Origin of the sequence: Marinobacter sp. HL-58 (genome assembly GCF_001314605.1) — a bacterium.
GTDB lineage: Bacteria > Pseudomonadota > Gammaproteobacteria > Pseudomonadales > Oleiphilaceae > Marinobacter.
Map to the genome: position 1 here is coordinate 30,276 of NZ_LIHP01000011.1, position 15,415 is coordinate 45,690.

The window sequence follows — 15,415 nt, forward strand, 5'->3', positions numbered from 1 at the left end:
TCGCTTTTGCTCATCGCAATAACGGAATTCAATGCTTAAACGACTGTTGTCATACGTTTCAGGAAACGGGAAGAAAAAACCCCGCACCTACCAGCGTCGGGAGATCCCCCGGGACCAGCACAATGTCTCCCGCTCGGCCATCAGCGAGCCGGCCAAGAAAGTCCTCAGCCGCCTGAATAACGCTGGCTATGAGGCCTACCTGGTGGGCGGCGGTGTTCGCGACATTCTGCTTGGCGGCAAGCCCAAGGATTTTGATATCGCCACCAACGCCACGCCGGAAGAAGTCCACGACCTGTTCCGGAATTCGCGGCTGATCGGACGGCGCTTCCGGATTGTCCACGTTCTGTTCGGCCGCGAAGTCATCGAAGTGACCACCTTCCGGGGCAACGCCGCTGATGCGGACGAGGAGGACGATGATGACGACCGCAGAACCAGCGAACACGGCCTGTTGTTGCGGGATAACGTCTACGGCAGCCAGGAAGAAGACGCCCTGCGCCGGGACTTTACCGTCAACGCCCTGTATTACTGCATCCGCGACTTTACCGTGGTGGACTTCGCCAACGGTATTGAAGACCTGAAAAACCGCCAGATGCGCCTGATTGGTGACCCGGAGACCCGTTACCGGGAGGACCCGGTCCGCATGCTTCGCGCGGTGCGGTTCGCCGCCAAACTCGGCTTTGATATCGAGCCGGAAACCGAGGCCCCGATCCGGGAGCTGGCGCCGCTGCTGACCCACATTCCTCCGGCCCGGTTGTTCGAAGAAGTCCTGAAACTGTTTTCCGCCGGGCACGGCGAGGCGACCTACGATCTTCTCAGCGAATACAACCTGCTGGCCCCGCTTTTCCCGGAAACGGTACAGGCCATCAACAACGGCGAGCCGGATGAGCTGATCCGCCAGGCACTGCGCAACACCGACGCCCGTATTGCCAAAGGCAAGTCCGTTACCCCCTACTTCCTGTTTGCAGCTATGCTCTGGCCGGCGCTTCAGGCGGAATGGCGCAAACGCCAGGATAACGGTGAGCCGGTGCAGCCGGCATTGCACCAGTCCATCGCCAAGGTTATTGGCCGGCAGGTGCAGGCCACTTCGATTCCCAAGCGTTTCTCCGGGCCCATGAAGGAAATCTGGGAACTGCAGATGCGCCTGCCCAGACGCCAGGGTAAACGGGCATTCGTCACCATGTCCCACCCGCGTTTCCGTGCCGCCTACGATTTCCTGCTGGTGCGGGAAGAGTCCGGTGAGATAGAGCCGGGCCTGGGCCAGTGGTGGACCGAGTTCCAGGAAACCGACGAACGCGGTCAGGAGCGCATGCTGACGCAACTGGGCAGTGATCGCCCCAGGAAGCGCCGCCGCAAGAAGCCTGCAAAAAAGGCCTGACATGACAGCCACGGACGCCTTTGTCGGGCTTGGCAGCAACATGGCAGATCCGTCTGCACAACTGGCCGGCGCCGTGGCCCGGCTGGCGGCGTTGCCCGGAACCACGCTGCTGGCGCAGTCACCGTTTTATCGCAGCAAACCGGTGGGCCCCCAGGACCAGCCCGACTTCGTCAACGGTGTCGTCTGGCTGAGCACGGAGCTTACCGCCCTGGAACTGCTGGACCAGCTGCAGGCCATCGAACAGGCCCATGGCCGCGAACGAACACAGCACTGGGGCCCGCGAACACTGGATCTGGACTTGCTGCTCTACGGCGACGAAACCATCTCCGAAGAACGCCTGACGGTTCCCCACGCCGAACTGGCCAATCGCGACTTCGTACTTCAGCCGCTGCTTGATCTGGATCCGCATCGGCGCCTGCCGGACGGCCGCAGCCTCGCGCACCTGAGGCAACACTGCCCGGACAACAGCCTGCAGAAACTCAACCCGGTGGCACGAACGCCCTTTCCGCCCGGCTGATACCATTGGCTCGGTGTGCGGCTATTGCCTCAGGCACACCCCCGGATTACCCTAAAGGCCTGAATGCCGGCATACCCCCGGCCCGGCCTGGCCCATCCACCCACAAGGCAAGGATTCTATGGCTGTTACCATCAATACCCTGCGGGATTACAAGCAGAAGGGCGAAGCCTTCTCTGTGCTGACATCCTACGATGCCACGTTTGCCCAGATCGTGAGCGAAGCTGGCGTTGACGTTATCCTGATTGGCGACTCCCTGGGCATGGTACTCCAGGGGCACGACAGCACCCTGCCCGTTACCATGGACCAGATGGTGTATCACGTGTCGTCTGTCGCCAAGGGCAATCGCGGATCACTGATCATGGCTGACATGCCGTTCATGACTTACGGCACCACGGAAGCCGCCCTGGAGAATGCAGCCGAACTGATGCGTGCCGGTGCCCACATGGTCAAGCTCGAAGGCACCGACTGGATGAAGGACACCATCCATGCCCTCAGTGAACGGGGCGTTCCGGTGTGCGCCCATCTTGGCCTGACCCCACAGTTCGTCAACAAGTTTGGCGGCTACAAGGTGCAGGGGCGCGATGAAAAGCATGCGGAACTGATGATCGAACACGCCTGTGAACTGGTTGCCGCCGGCGCCGACGTCATCCTGCTGGAGTGCGTACCCGCCCCGCTGGCCGCCCGCATCACCCAGGCCGTGCAGGCGCCTGTAATCGGCATCGGCGCCGGTGCCGATACCGACGGCCAGGTACTGGTTGTCCACGATATGCTGGGCATGACCACCGGCCGCAAGCCGCGCTTTGTGAAGGATTTCCTGGCGGAATCCGGATCCGTCAAGGGTGCTATCGAAGCCTACGTGGCCGCTGTTCGCGACCGATCATTCCCCGCCGAGGAGCATACGTTCAAGGCATGAGAACCGTCCATACGCTCAAAGAACTCCGCGCCATGCTTCGCAGCCATCGCCAGCAGGGCAAACGTATCGGGCTGGTACCCACCATGGGTAACCTGCACGAGGGCCACATCTCGCTGGTCAGAAAAGCCCGCGAGGCCGCAGATATCGTGGTCACCAGTATTTTCGTGAACCCCATGCAGTTTGGTGCAACCGAAGATCTGGATACCTATCCACGCACCTTGCTCGAAGACCAGGAACGCTTGGAAGAAGCCGGCAGCACGCTGGTGTTCGCCCCTTCCAACGAGGAAATCTATCCCCAGGGTCTGGCACGGCATACCCGCGTTATCGTGCCCGAGGTCAGTGAAGGCCATTGTGGCGCGAGCCGGCCGGGGCATTTTGAGGGCGTGGCAACGGTCGTCACCATGCTGTTCAATATGGTGCAACCCGATATCGCCGTGTTCGGAGAGAAGGATTACCAGCAACTGGCTGTTATCCGGAAGCTCACGCGGGATCTGATGATACCGGTTGAAGTCATCGGCAGCCCCACCATCCGCGAAGACGACGGGCTGGCCAAGAGCTCCCGCAATGGCTTCCTCACCGAGGATGAACGGGCCATCGCCCCCATTGTCTATCGCACCCTCAAGAACACGGCGGAACAGATCCGCAATGGCCGCAGCGATTTTTCAGCGCTGGAGCGGGAAGCCACTGAAGCCCTTAGCGAAGCCGGCCTGCGACCGGATTACTTCAACATCGCCAACAGCCTGACTCTCAAGCCGGCAAGCGCCGACGATACCGAGCTGACCCTGTTGGCGGCTGCGTTTCTGGGCACCACGCGGCTGATCGACAATCTGTCTGTAACCCGATAACCAAAACTGTCAGAAAGGATTCCATTATGTCCAAGGGCTCTGCTCCACTCACCAGCCGGCCCGAGTGGCAGGCACTGACGAGCCATCAGGCGGAACTGGAAAACACTCACATGCGGGACCTGTTTCGCAATGACCCTGACCGGGCCGACCGCTTTTTCATCAGCGGAGGTGGCCTGTCTCTGGACTATTCCCGCAATCGCATGACCGACAAAACCATGACCGGGCTGATGGCGCTGGCCAGAAGCTGTGGGGTGCCGGAACGCATCGAGGCCATGTTCCGCGGTGACGTCATCAACGTCACGGAAAAGCGCCCGGCATTGCATGTTGCCCTGAGGGACACCAGCGGCGACCCCCTCCTCGTGGATGGCACCAACATCACGCCGGAAGTGGAAACCACCCTGAACCGCATGGCACAGTTCGTGGACGACGTGCTCAGCAGGCGCTGGCTGGGCCATACCGGTAAGGCCTTTACCGATGTAGTGAGCATTGGCATTGGCGGCTCCTTCCTTGGCCCCAAGCTGGTGTCCGAGGCTCTTCGCCCTTACTGGCACGGCCAGTTGAACTGCCACTATGTGGCCAACATTGATGGTACCCAGATTGCCGAGGTGCTGCGCCGGGTCAATCCGGAAACCACCCTGTTCCTGATCCAGTCCAAATCCTTCCGTACCCAGGAAACCCTCGAGAACAGCAAGGTGGCCAGGGACTGGTTCCTGGAAAACGGGGGCAGCGGGGACCAGATCGGCAGGCACTTTGTGGCGGTCACCGCCAATACCCCGGAAGCCGTGGACTTCGGCATTTCCGAAGACAATATTTTCCCGATGTGGGACTGGGTAGGCGGGCGGTACTCGCTGTGGTCCGCCATCGGGCTGCCGGTGGCGCTGACCATCGGCATGAAGAATTTCCGGGCCCTGCTTGCCGGTGCCAACGCCATGGACCAGCACTTCCGTAACACGCCGCTGGAACAGAACCTGCCGGTGGTGATGGCCATGCTGGGCATCTGGTACAACAACTTCTGGGGCGCCGAAACCTATACCATCCTGCCCTACGATCACTACCTGCGCAGCCTGCCGGCACACCTGCAGCAGCTGGACATGGAAAGCAACGGCAAGAGTGTCAGCCAGGATGGCAAAGCGCTGGACTATCAGACTGGCCCGGTGATCTGGGGCGGCGTTGGCGCCAACGGCCAGCACGCCTTCCATCAGCTGTTACATCAGGGTACCCGGCTGATTCCGGCTGATTTTATTATCCCGCTGGAAACCCACAACAAGGTGGCCAGCCACCACGTCACGCTGTTCGCCAATTGCCTGAGCCAGTCACGGGCGCTGATGTCGGGCAAGAACCTGGAGGAGGCGAAAGCGGAGCTGCAGGCCGAGGGCATGAGCGCTGAGGAAATCGACAAGCTGGCACCCCACAAGGTCATTCCCGGCAACAAGCCCAGCAATACCCTGCTGATGGACAAGTCGACCCCGGAGACGGTCGGTGCCCTGATCGCGCTCTATGAACACCGCACCTTTGTGCAGGGCATCATCTGGGATGTGGATTCGTTTGATCAGTGGGGGGTGGAACTGGGCAAACAGATGGGCAAGGGCATCCTGGACCGCCTCACCGGGGACACTGAAGAGGGTTCCGAACCCAGTGACAGCTCAACGGACAACCTGATCCGGCTGTTCCGCTCACACCATTCGTCCTGAGCAGACGTTGCAGGGTTACCTGGCAGCGGCCCGGGAAATCAGCCGCCCCTGCCAGGTGAAATCCACCGGCCAGAGCTTCTGGTCGCGGTCGTAGGCCTGCCAAAGCGCGTCGTAGCGCTTGCCACAGACCGGGTGAACATCGGCCGGCGCTATTTCCGCCAGGGGCAGCAGAACAAAGGCGTTCTTCAGAATCTCGCCCCGGGGCAGCTCCACGCCATCAATGCTGCCGATTTCCTCATCGTAGGTGAGGATATCAAGGTCCAGGGTTCGGGCGCTGAACCTGGGCACGTCCCGCCGCCGGCCGTTGTCTGCTTCCAGCTGCTTGAAGCAGGCCGACAGCTCCGCCACGGTCAGGCCCGTGTCGACACCCACCACCAGGTTGTAGAAGGGAGAGCCGTCAAAACCGACGGACTCGCTTTCGTACACCGAGGAAATCAGCAGTTCGTCAAACCAGGTGTCCAGCGCATCCAGGGCCGCCGTAATGTAGCGCTCACGGTCGATGTTGCTGCCGATACTGATATACACCCGCGCCATCACAGGCTCCCCCGTTCAATCTTCACGCCAACCGCTGCGGCGGCCGGCACTGCCCCGGGTTTGCGAAGGGTCAGCCTCAGCCAGCGCACGCCAAACTCTGCCTGCAGCAGCCCGGCAATGCCTTCGGCGGCGGTTTCCAGCAACTGCGGGCGAGCGCTTGCCAGATAGGCCGCAACCCGCTCGCTCACCCGGGCATAGTCCAGGGCGTCGCCAACGTCGTCCGAAGCCGCGGGCACCCGGTTGTCCCAGGCCATTTCCAGATCCACCAGCAGCCGCTGACTGACCTCCCGCTCCCAGTCGTACACGCCGATGATTGCCTCAACGGCCAGACCTTCGATCAGTACACTGTCTGTCAACGGATCGATCTCCCGGGCTTACACTCTTTGCTGATTGAATAACGTACAGGCAGCGGATACTGTATAAATCCTGACCTGCTCTGTCGCGGGGCCGGCATTTTCTCATAAATGATCGGTGCGCGTCTTTGGGTCTTTACACTTTGCCGATGAACACCAACGATGAGTTATCTGAGCGATCCGGTACTGACAGTTCTGCTCTGCGCCCTGGCTTACCTGGCCGGCTCGGTGCTGTTCGCGCTGCCGGTATGCCGCGCCTGGCGCCTGCCGGATCCGCGGGCCCTCGGCTCCGGCAACCCCGGCGCCACCAATGTCTACCGCGCTGGCGGCTGGCCACCGGCGGCAGCCACCCTGCTCCTCGACGCCGCCAAAGGGTGGCTGCCGGTCTGGTTTGCCCACCAGGCAGAGCTGTCCATTCTCTCCCAGGCCATGGTGGCCCTGTGCGCCGTCACCGGGCACATGATTCCGCTGTTCTATCGCTTCAAGGGTGGGAAAGGCGTGGCAACGGCCCTTGGGGCCGGGCTGGCGCTGGCACCGGCCACCACTCTGATGCTGGCCGCCATCTGGGCACTGGTGATGTGGCGCTGGAAAATATCGGCACTGGCGTCCATCGTCGCCATTGTCAGCGGCCCGATCATCAGCGCCCTGATCGAGCCGGACACCCTGCCCCTGTTTGGCCTGCTGGCCATCCTGATTGTGGTGCGGCACCGCAACAATCTGATCCGCATGGCCCAGGGCCGCGAGCCCGGCTTTTAGTCAACGAGTCCGTTTGCCCGCGGTTCACCCACCGGCGGTAACGTGCTCATGGGCCAGCGTGGTACCGCGACGATCCGGTCACCATCCTGCTGTCCGGCTTTCATGCGCTGGCAGCCGGCATAGGCAATCATCGCTCCATTGTCGGTACAGAATTCCGGGCGGGCATAGAACACATTGGCCCGGAGTTTCCCGGTCATTGCCTCCAGCCCGGCCCGCAAGCGCTTGTTCGCACTGACCCCACCGGCGATCACCAGGCGTTTGCAGCCGGTGTGCTCCAGGGCCCGGCGGCACTTGATGGTGAGGGTATCCACCACCGCCGCCTCGAAGGCCAGGGCGATATCGGCGCGAGTCTGGTCATCCAGCTCACCGGACTTCTCTGCGGCATTGACGGTGTTGAGGGTGAAGGTCTTCAGGCCACTGAAGCTGAAATCCAGCCCCGGCCGGTCGGTCATCGGGCGCGGAAAGCGATAGCGCCCGGGGGTACCCTTCTCGGCCAGCGCGGCCACCCTCGGCCCGCCGGGGTAGTCCAGCCCAAGCATCTTGGCGGTTTTGTCAAAGGCTTCACCGGCGGCATCGTCCACGGATTCACCCAGCATTTCATACTCGCCAATGCCGTTCACCAGCACCAGCTGCGTATGGCCGCCGGAAACCAGCAAGGCTACAAAGGGGAAGGCCGGGGGATTGTCTTCCAGCATCGGCGCCAGCAGGTGGCCTTCCATGTGGTGAACACCCAGCACCGGCACACCCAGCGCAAACCCCAGAGCATGGGCCACAGAGCCCCCCACCATCAGTGCGCCCACCAGGCCCGGACCCGCGGTGTAGGTGATGCCTTCAATATCGCCCCGAACCCGGTCGGCGTCCGCCAATACCTGGTCGCACAATGGCAGCAGCTTGCGGACATGGTCGCGGGACGCCAGCTCCGGCACCACGCCACCGTAATCGGCATGCATGGCAATCTGGCTGAACAGGGCGTGCGCCAGCAACCCCTTCTCGCTGTCGTAAAGTGCAACGCCGGTTTCATCACAGGAGGTTTCAATACCGAGAATCAGCATAAATAAGGGCCACTACTCCGGGCTGGTTGAATACAGCGGGCCATTTTAGCAGAAACCCGAAACCCTCCGTCAGTTTCATCGAACAAACATTGACCTTGGCCATGGGCAGGCGCTATCATTGCCGGCCTTAAATACGCACTGGTCGAGTTTTAGCCAATCTGACCAGGTATCGAGTCGATCTGACAATCCGGTCGATCAGACAAAACAGAAACCGAATCAATCAGGTAGGTGATTTTCGAATGCCAGCTGTTAAAGTGAAAGAGAATGAACCGTTTGACGTAGCCCTTCGTCGCTTCAAGCGCTCCTGCGAAAAAGCAGGCGTTCTGTCGGAAGTACGTCGCCGTGAGCACTACGAGAAGCCGACAGCCGTGCGCAAGCGCAAGGCAGCTGCAGCCGTCAAGCGTCATCTCAAGAAGCTTCAGCGGGAACAGCGCAAGTTCGAGCGTCTGTACTAAGCTTTATCCGGACGCCGCTTGACTGCAAGCCTATAATCGCCTGTAAAGCCACAGGCTGCACAGAGCGATACCAAAATGCCGCCGAGGCCTGGCTTCGGCGGCATTTTTGGCTGTACTTGCAGGCCCGGCTCTTTCCCCGCGACCGGAGACATCATGAGTGGACTGATCCCGCAACGCTTCGTTGAAGACCTGCTTGACCGGATTGACCTGGCCGAGCTGATCGGATCACGTATCACCCTGAAAAAGGCCGGCGGAAATTACAAGGCCCGCTGCCCGTTCCATGATGAAAAAACGCCGTCTTTCAATGTTCGGCCGGACAAGGGCTTTTACCACTGCTTCGGCTGTGGCGCCCATGGCGATGCCATCAGTTTTGTCCGCGAATTTGACGGCCTCGGGTTTACCGACGCCGTAGAAGAACTGGCCCGCCGCGCCGGCATGGAAGTGCCTTACGACCAGAGCGCGCGCCAGGAAATGCAGCAGGCACGAACCCTGACCGATGCACTGGATTATGCCAGCCGCTTCTATCAGTCCGCGCTCAGGGGCCAGCAAGGCGAATTCGCCCGGGACTACCTGAAACAACGGGGCCTGGACGACAGCATTATTGAACAGTACCAGCTTGGCTACGCCCCTGGCACCGGCACGGCGCTTTTCGACAGTGCCAGCAAGGATCTGCAGGGGCCACTGATCGAAACCGGCACTGTCTCCGACCGCTACGGGCGGCCACGGGACCTGTTCCGCAACCGGGTGATGTTCCCGATCCGCAACAGCCGTGGCCGGACCATCGCCTTTGGCGGGCGCACGCTGGGTGATGACAAGGCCAAGTACATCAACTCTCCGGAGTCTGATGTTTTCCATAAAAGCCGCGAGATCTACGGCCTTTATGAAGCGAAACAGTCTATCCGCCAGCTCGACAGACTGCTTGTGGTGGAAGGGTATATGGATGTCATTGCCCTGGCGCAGAACGGTATCCACTTCGCGGTGGCAACACTGGGCACGGCAACTAACCAGGACAGCCTGGCAGCCCTGCTCAAGCAGGTAAGGCATCTGGTTTTCTGTTTTGATGGTGACCAGGCCGGTTACCGGGCGGCAGACAAGGCCATGGAAAACGCCCTGGAACTGCTCACCGACGGCCTGCATCTGCAATTCCTGATGATGCCGGACGGCGAAGACCCGGACACACTGGTACGCAAGGAAGGCCCGGAAGCCTTCCAGGAGCGTATCAACGGTGCCACGCCGCTGTCCCGCTACCTGTTCAACCGGCAGAGCGAGGGGCTGGACCTGTCACTGCCGGAAGACCGGGGCGAGCTGAAGGCAAGGGTGGAACCCCTGCTGAAGAAAATGCCCAGGAGCACCCTCAGGGACGCCATGTGGCACGAAATGCTGCGTCTCTGCGGCACCAACCGGGGGGACTGGCAGAACCGGCGCCAGCAGAACGGCAAGGGCGGTTATGGGGAGCGCCGGGTTCAGGAACAACGGATTGACGTAAAGCTGAGCAAGGACACACAGCTCTGCCTGGCCCTGCTGGAAGCACCAGACATGGCCAGCGAGATTGCCGAACTGTGCCGGAGCAGCCGCCAGTACCGGCAGGCCGGCCAGTTCGCCGGCTGGATACTGGAGAACGCGATTTCCGACAGGCGTTCACTGATCCATCACCTGGCAACGGATAACCGGGCCAGGAAACAGTTTTACAGCCTGTTCGACGGCATTGAACATGTGCCGGCAAGGGAGCAGACCCTGGCAGGCGCGCGGGAAATGCTGAATCCGAATCGGGAAGTGGCCCGCAAACAGCGCCTGGCCTCCCTGCTCTCGGAGAAGCGCAGCCTGGCCGACCTGACCGCCGAAGAACGGCAGGAACTGAAGGCGCTGACCGGGCAGAACGACGACTGAACAGCGACAGAAAAGACAGGGCCGGCGGGCCAAAAAACGCAATAACTGCAGCCGGACAGGCCACTGCACTTGAAACTTGCAGTGTTGATCACCATCTAACCATCCGGTGGCAGAGCAATAGCGTGACAGCTATAATGGCTGTTTAACTTTTTTACTTTTACCAGCGAGTTCACAGGGTGTCTATGTCAGGCAATTCGCAGAAATCACGTTTAAAAGATCTCATTGCACGAGGCAAAGAGCAAGGTTACCTGACTTACGCCGAGGTAAATGATCACCTCCCGGAAGACATTGCTGACCCGGACCAGGTCGAAGACATCATTCGCATGATCAACGACATGGGCATTCAGGTCTCTGAAGTTGCACCGGACGCAGACACACTTCTGATGACCGACGGCGATTCCACCGCCGACGAAGCCGCTGCCGCAGAAGCTGCCGCCGCACTCGCTGCCGTAGAATCCGACGCCGGCCGTACCACCGACCCGGTCCGCATGTACATGCGGGAAATGGGTACCGTGGAACTGCTGACCCGTGAGGGCGAAATCGTCATTGCCAAGCGCATCGAGGAAGGTATCCGCGATGTGATGGCGGCTGTTGCGCACTTCCCCGGCATCACCGGCACTGTCATCCAGGCCTATGACCGCATCATCGAAAACGAAGGCCGCCTCAGCGACATCGTATCCGGCTTCCTCGACCCGGACGGCGCCGAGCCGTTCATGGACGAAGACAACACGCCGGACACGTCAAGCAGCTCCGACGACTCATCCGACGATGATGACGATGACGACAGCGAAGAAGAAACCGAGAGCGGTCCGGATCCGGAAGAAACCCGGCTGCGCTTCGAACTGCTGAAAGAAAAGCTTGATGCCGCTGACGCATGCCTGGCCAAGTACGGTCGTGGCCACAAGAAAACCCAGGAAGCCCTGAACGAGTTGGGGCAGGTGTTCGCACCCTTCAAGCTGGGCAACAAGGCGTTTGACGAACTGGTCAACGTGGTTCGTTCCACCAACGACCTGGTACGTGAAAACGAGCGCGCGATCATGAAAATCTGCGTGCGCGAGTGCAAGATGCCACGCAAGGATTTCATCAAATCCTTCCCGGGCAACGAAGTCAGCCTGGACTGGGCCGAGAAGATTGCCAAGAGCAAGAAGCCCTACGCACCGCTGATTGCCGAGCGCATCGACGAAATCGTTCGCCTGCAGAAGCGCATCGCCAATATCCAGACCGAAGTGGACCTGGACGTTTCCGATATCAAGGAAATCAACCGCCGCGTATCCATCGGCGAAGCCAAGGCCCGCCGCGCCAAGAAGGAAATGGTGGAGGCCAACCTGCGTCTGGTTATCTCCATTGCCAAGAAGTACACCAACCGCGGCCTGCAGTTCCTGGATCTGATCCAGGAGGGCAACATCGGCCTGATGAAGGCCGTGGACAAGTTCGAGTACCGCCGTGGCTACAAGTTCTCCACCTACGCCACCTGGTGGATTCGTCAGGCCATCACCCGCTCCATCGCGGACCAGGCCCGCACCATCCGTATTCCGGTGCACATGATCGAAACCATCAACAAGCTCAACCGCATCTCCCGCCAGATGCTGCAGGAGATGGGCCGCGAGCCCACGCCGGAAGAGCTGGGCGAGCGCATGGAAATGCCCGAGGACAAGATCCGCAAGGTGCTGAAGATCGCCAAGGAACCGATCTCCATGGAAACCCCGATCGGTGATGACGAAGACAGCCACCTGGGGGATTTCATCGAGGACATCCAGGCCCTGTCGCCGGTCGACTCCGCTACTGCGGAAGGCCTGCGCGAAGCCACCCGCTCCGTACTCTCCGGCCTGACCGCCCGCGAGTCCAAGGTGCTGCGCATGCGCTTCGGTATCGAAATGAACACCGATCACACCCTGGAAGAAGTGGGCAAGCAGTTCGACGTGACCCGTGAACGCATCCGCCAGATCGAAGCCAAGGCCCTGCGCAAACTGCGCCATCCTTCACGCTCCGACCACCTGCGCGGCTTCATTGACGACCAGGGCAACGGATAACACCACAACAGTAGCGGGGGCCAGCCCTCACCGGTATAATGGCGCCCGCTTTGTTGCTCTCGTTCCGGCACCGCCCGGAAACGATACCCCGAAAAGCAAACCTTTAAGCAGCATCCGCTGACAAAAGGGCCTATAGCTCAGTTGGTTAGAGCAGAGGACTCATAATCCTTTGGTCCCTGGTTCGAGTCCAGGTGGGCCCACCATTTTTCAATGACTTAAACCGCTTCTTTGCCCTGTAAAACGACTATGTGTCGACGAAGTGTCAACCTGAATATCTAGCGATACCGAAAGCGGCTTATTTCAACAGCTCTATCCAGAACTCAGTGGCAGCGCTTTCATCTTGAGTCTCCAACGCACCCCTTATTCCCTGTTTCGCCCTCTCTATATCTACCAAAAACTGTTGAGCCATACTTTCGAACTGGCTTTTTATCATTGCGTTGGATTCTGATTTTCTCGATGTCAAAACACTCTGATATGAAATAACTGATTTGGTATATAATGAGCTCAGGACAGATTCTCCGACGGTATACTCACCAACATCAGGTACGGTAGCCTCAAACTCCATAGCTATGGCACAACCCCCCGTGCTTGGAATTTCGTAACCTAAGGCACTAATAACAACATCAGGAATAAAAGCGCTACCATCATTTCCATCCTGGGTTTCATATCCACTTCGAATTAGTTGAAGTTCAACTGCGTTCTTTGCACCGCTTAAGTCTGTCCAACAGCCATCGCCAACCTGGTCATCCAAATGAACGTCGAACATCTCCGCGTTCTTTAATACCAGCCAGGCTGGATCATGCCCCCACACTGAAGCATTAAGTTCCAGTTCTTCCTCTGCAACAACCCCAAAAGAAAATGGACAGAGCAAAAAACACACACTAATAATTGTTAAATTTTTCAAAACTAATCTCCCGGCTACAGTAGCGACACCAATTAAACGTAGCCTCTATCGATGGGATCTGCACGTGCGTTAACACTGAGGGAGCGCCCTTTCTCAACAACCTCTTCCAAATAATCAGGTGCAAAATGTGCGTATCTCATTGTCAACTTTAAATCCGAGCGCCCCAGTACCTTATGGAGTGCGCGGATATAGCCGCCGCTCATTAAAAAATGGCTGGCGAAAGTGGTGTCGTGGCAGATGTGGGTGAGTTGCCCCCTCGGAAGTTTGATTTCCGCTCTATCCAATGCTGACCCGAAGGCACTGTAGAAGGATTGGCACGGTAGCTCTTGGGTAACCTGGTTGTAGATTTCTTTGACAATCGGGACCGATATATACCGTTGAACGCCATAGTTCTCGAATGGCAGATGATTCCACAAAGCTAGCCATAATTATTTGCAACTATTGTAGCCACTTAAAATTTATGTCGAAAAATTTTACATGCGCCGAAAAGGGGGTAGCCATAGATCTATGATAAATAAAGACAAATTGTAATGGCGCGATTAATGCATTAGTACACCTCATAGCCGGCAACGGTGCCGATACCAAGGAGTCAAGATCAATGAACTATTTCCAACGATTCGTTTCAGCAGCATTTATCCTTTCAATCACGTCTGTTGCCAATAGTGCCGTCATCACTACACAGTTGGAGGATGTAACTAACGGCGGTGGCTTTTTTGGTGAGGTAACCTTTTCGGATTCTGGCACCGATACGGTTAATATTTCTGCAGACATCTCGGACCCAATTAACGCAGACCTTACCCAAGGTGATATTTTGGCAATCTGGTTTGATTTTGCCGACTTTAGTGCACTTTCAGGGTCTCCCACAATTACTAACGAAAATCCCTCTGGCATAGTTGTGGATTCATTTTTTGGCGAAGACTCAGTCAGCTCAAGTCTTGGAGGAAATTTAAACTTGGAAGGGACTGGCGAAACCAATTGGGATTTTGCAGTCATAACTGGAAGTGCAGGGCCAGACTTTTACCAGACGCTTAGCTTTGATTTGACGATTGACGGCTTGGACGCGAACCAATTTTCAAATCAGAGAGTAGGCATGCGCGTCCAAAGCATTCCCGAAAACTACTTCGAGGAAGGCTCATCAAAGCTGATTGGTATCGGGCGTCCACCAGTTGAAGTCCCGGAACCAGGCACTCTCGGTTTGTTGGGATTGGGCATTATTGGCCTTTTGACGGCGAGGCGTAAAGCACAGAAAAAATTGTAAGCTTCAACGTATTCATGACCGATTAAAACTCCTCGAAAGGGGAGTTTTTCTAATGTAACAGTTCATATTAGCCGCTGCCCATTACTGACCTCATTGTCAGGCGTCACAAGTGAGATTGCTCCCTCATCTGTTTTGATACCCGTCACCAGACACTCTGAAATAAAAGGCCCAATCTGTTTCGGTGGAAAATTGGTCACGGCCAGTACCTGTTTCCCCAACAGCGTCTCGGGATCGTAAAGATCGGTGATCTGGGCGCTGGATTTTCGGACACCCACCTCCGGGCCGAAATCAACTTTCAACTTGTAGGCTGGTTTTCGGGCTTCCGGAAACTCGTTTACCTCAATGATGGTTCCAATTCGCAGTTCTACTTTTTCAAAGTCTTCCCAACTGATCATTCACGACTCTCCTCGGGGATTTACGGGTAAGCACCCGGACAAGGGAAATATCAAGGCTGAATTCGTTTTGCCGAATACACTGGCATCGTATACAACTACACTGAAGTCGTTAAAAAATAACACAAGGAAACCACCATGCCCTTCTCTTCCGACCACATTGACGAACTCAACCTCCTGGCCCTGTTCGACCTGTCTTCCGCGCAGGAAGGTATCAAAGTTCATCAGCATTCGGCAGCACCGGAGATGGTTGCCGCGGCTGAGCGTCTTCACCACAAGGGACTGATTACCCAGAAAGACGGGGGTTACCTGACAAGCCTTGGCAGCGAAACCGCCGAGCATGCACAGAAAGTATTATCCGTTCTGACCAGCGGCTGAGATACCGGTTCAGTTGATATTGCGTATCCTGCCTGCCCGTTACCAAGTGGCTCCCTGGCGGAGCCTTTTGATTCC

At 58.1% G+C, this 15,415-nt stretch carries 16 protein-coding genes and 1 tRNA gene; 12 read left to right on the forward strand and 5 right to left on the reverse strand.

Annotated elements, in window-relative coordinates; all coding sequences use genetic code 11:
• Nucleotides 1–31 precede the first annotated feature (31 nt).
• The 5 genes from pcnB to pgi all read left to right on the forward strand — a co-directional run bounded on the left by pcnB (nucleotide 32) and on the right by pgi (nucleotide 5,341).
• Entirely contained in the window at nucleotides 32–1,375 is a 1,344-nt protein-coding gene (gene pcnB / locus HLUCCO03_RS09250; RefSeq protein ID WP_027830835.1) for a polynucleotide adenylyltransferase PcnB, read from the forward strand.
• Nucleotide 1,376: 1 nt separating this feature from the next.
• Nucleotides 1,377–1,892 carry a 2-amino-4-hydroxy-6-hydroxymethyldihydropteridine diphosphokinase gene (gene folK / locus HLUCCO03_RS09255; RefSeq protein ID WP_027830834.1) on the forward strand — a complete coding sequence of 172 codons (516 nt, stop codon included), beginning with the start codon at nucleotides 1,377–1,379 and terminating at the stop codon, nucleotides 1,890–1,892.
• 118 nt (nucleotides 1,893–2,010) lie between these two features.
• On the forward strand, nucleotides 2,011–2,805 hold the full coding sequence (gene panB / locus HLUCCO03_RS09260) for a 3-methyl-2-oxobutanoate hydroxymethyltransferase (RefSeq protein ID WP_027830833.1): 795 nt from the start codon (nucleotides 2,011–2,013) through the stop codon (nucleotides 2,803–2,805).
• Complete coding sequence (gene panC / locus HLUCCO03_RS09265; RefSeq protein ID WP_027830832.1) at nucleotides 2,802–3,650, forward strand: pantoate--beta-alanine ligase; 849 nt, start codon at nucleotides 2,802–2,804, stop codon at nucleotides 3,648–3,650. The genes panB and panC overlap by 4 nt, the downstream gene beginning before the upstream one ends.
• A 26-nt stretch (nucleotides 3,651–3,676) precedes the next feature.
• Nucleotides 3,677–5,341 carry a glucose-6-phosphate isomerase gene (gene pgi, locus HLUCCO03_RS09270; protein ID WP_027830831.1) on the forward strand — a complete coding sequence of 555 codons (1,665 nt, stop codon included), beginning with the start codon at nucleotides 3,677–3,679 and terminating at the stop codon, nucleotides 5,339–5,341.
• 15 nt (nucleotides 5,342–5,356) lie between these two features.
• Here pgi and folK (HLUCCO03_RS09275) read toward each other — a convergent pair whose 3' ends face one another.
• Together folK (HLUCCO03_RS09275) and folB are read right to left on the reverse strand one after the other, a co-directional pair.
• Entirely contained in the window at nucleotides 5,357–5,875 is a 519-nt protein-coding gene (gene folK / locus HLUCCO03_RS09275) for a 2-amino-4-hydroxy-6-hydroxymethyldihydropteridine diphosphokinase (protein ID WP_027830830.1), read from the reverse strand.
• A complete protein-coding gene (gene folB / locus HLUCCO03_RS09280; protein WP_027830829.1) occupies nucleotides 5,875–6,231 on the reverse strand; it encodes a dihydroneopterin aldolase in 357 nt (118 codons plus the stop codon). The genes folK (HLUCCO03_RS09275) and folB overlap by 1 nt, the downstream gene beginning before the upstream one ends.
• A 159-nt stretch (nucleotides 6,232–6,390) precedes the next feature.
• Here folB and plsY point away from each other — a divergent pair, with 159 nt between their 5' ends.
• Nucleotides 6,391–6,984: a glycerol-3-phosphate 1-O-acyltransferase PlsY gene (plsY, locus tag HLUCCO03_RS09285; protein WP_027830828.1), complete on the forward strand. Its 594-nt coding sequence runs from the start codon at nucleotides 6,391–6,393 to the stop codon at nucleotides 6,982–6,984.
• Here the strand turns inward: plsY and tsaD are convergent.
• Entirely contained in the window at nucleotides 6,981–8,036 is a 1,056-nt protein-coding gene (tsaD, locus tag HLUCCO03_RS09290) for a tRNA (adenosine(37)-N6)-threonylcarbamoyltransferase complex transferase subunit TsaD (RefSeq protein ID WP_027830827.1), read from the reverse strand. The two genes, plsY and tsaD, sit on opposite strands and share 4 nt — an antisense overlap.
• Nucleotides 8,037–8,275: 239 nt before the next feature.
• Here tsaD and rpsU point away from each other — a divergent pair, with 239 nt between their 5' ends.
• From rpsU to HLUCCO03_RS09310, 4 genes are all read left to right on the forward strand, one after another.
• Entirely contained in the window at nucleotides 8,276–8,491 is a 216-nt protein-coding gene (gene rpsU, locus HLUCCO03_RS09295) for a 30S ribosomal protein S21 (protein ID WP_007153483.1), read from the forward strand.
• Nucleotides 8,492–8,644: 153 nt separating this feature from the next.
• Nucleotides 8,645–10,378, forward strand: a complete 1,734-nt coding sequence (dnaG, locus tag HLUCCO03_RS09300) for a DNA primase (RefSeq protein ID WP_027830826.1) — start codon at nucleotides 8,645–8,647, stop codon at nucleotides 10,376–10,378.
• Between the two features lie 182 nt (nucleotides 10,379–10,560).
• Nucleotides 10,561–12,408, forward strand: coding sequence for an RNA polymerase sigma factor RpoD (gene rpoD, locus HLUCCO03_RS09305; RefSeq protein WP_027830825.1), 1,848 nt, complete (start codon nucleotides 10,561–10,563; stop codon nucleotides 12,406–12,408).
• 126 nt (nucleotides 12,409–12,534) lie between these two features.
• Nucleotides 12,535–12,611, forward strand: a tRNA-Ile gene (locus HLUCCO03_RS09310).
• 92 nt (nucleotides 12,612–12,703) lie between these two features.
• Here the strand turns inward: HLUCCO03_RS09310 and HLUCCO03_RS09315 are convergent.
• Entirely contained in the window at nucleotides 12,704–13,312 is a 609-nt protein-coding gene (locus HLUCCO03_RS09315; protein WP_155939876.1) for a hypothetical protein, read from the reverse strand.
• 598 nt (nucleotides 13,313–13,910) lie between these two features.
• Between HLUCCO03_RS09315 and HLUCCO03_RS09320 the strand changes: the two genes are divergently transcribed.
• Complete coding sequence (locus tag HLUCCO03_RS09320; protein ID WP_027830822.1) at nucleotides 13,911–14,570, forward strand: PEP-CTERM sorting domain-containing protein; 660 nt, start codon at nucleotides 13,911–13,913, stop codon at nucleotides 14,568–14,570.
• A 62-nt stretch (nucleotides 14,571–14,632) separates the two neighbouring features.
• Here HLUCCO03_RS09320 and HLUCCO03_RS09325 read toward each other — a convergent pair whose 3' ends face one another.
• Complete coding sequence (locus HLUCCO03_RS09325; protein ID WP_027830821.1) at nucleotides 14,633–14,965, reverse strand: tRNA-binding protein; 333 nt, start codon at nucleotides 14,963–14,965, stop codon at nucleotides 14,633–14,635.
• A 135-nt stretch (nucleotides 14,966–15,100) separates the two neighbouring features.
• Here HLUCCO03_RS09325 and HLUCCO03_RS09330 point away from each other — a divergent pair, with 135 nt between their 5' ends.
• Complete coding sequence (locus HLUCCO03_RS09330) at nucleotides 15,101–15,340, forward strand: TIGR02647 family protein (RefSeq protein WP_027830820.1); 240 nt, start codon at nucleotides 15,101–15,103, stop codon at nucleotides 15,338–15,340.
• The last annotated feature ends 75 nt before the right edge of the window (nucleotides 15,341–15,415 follow it).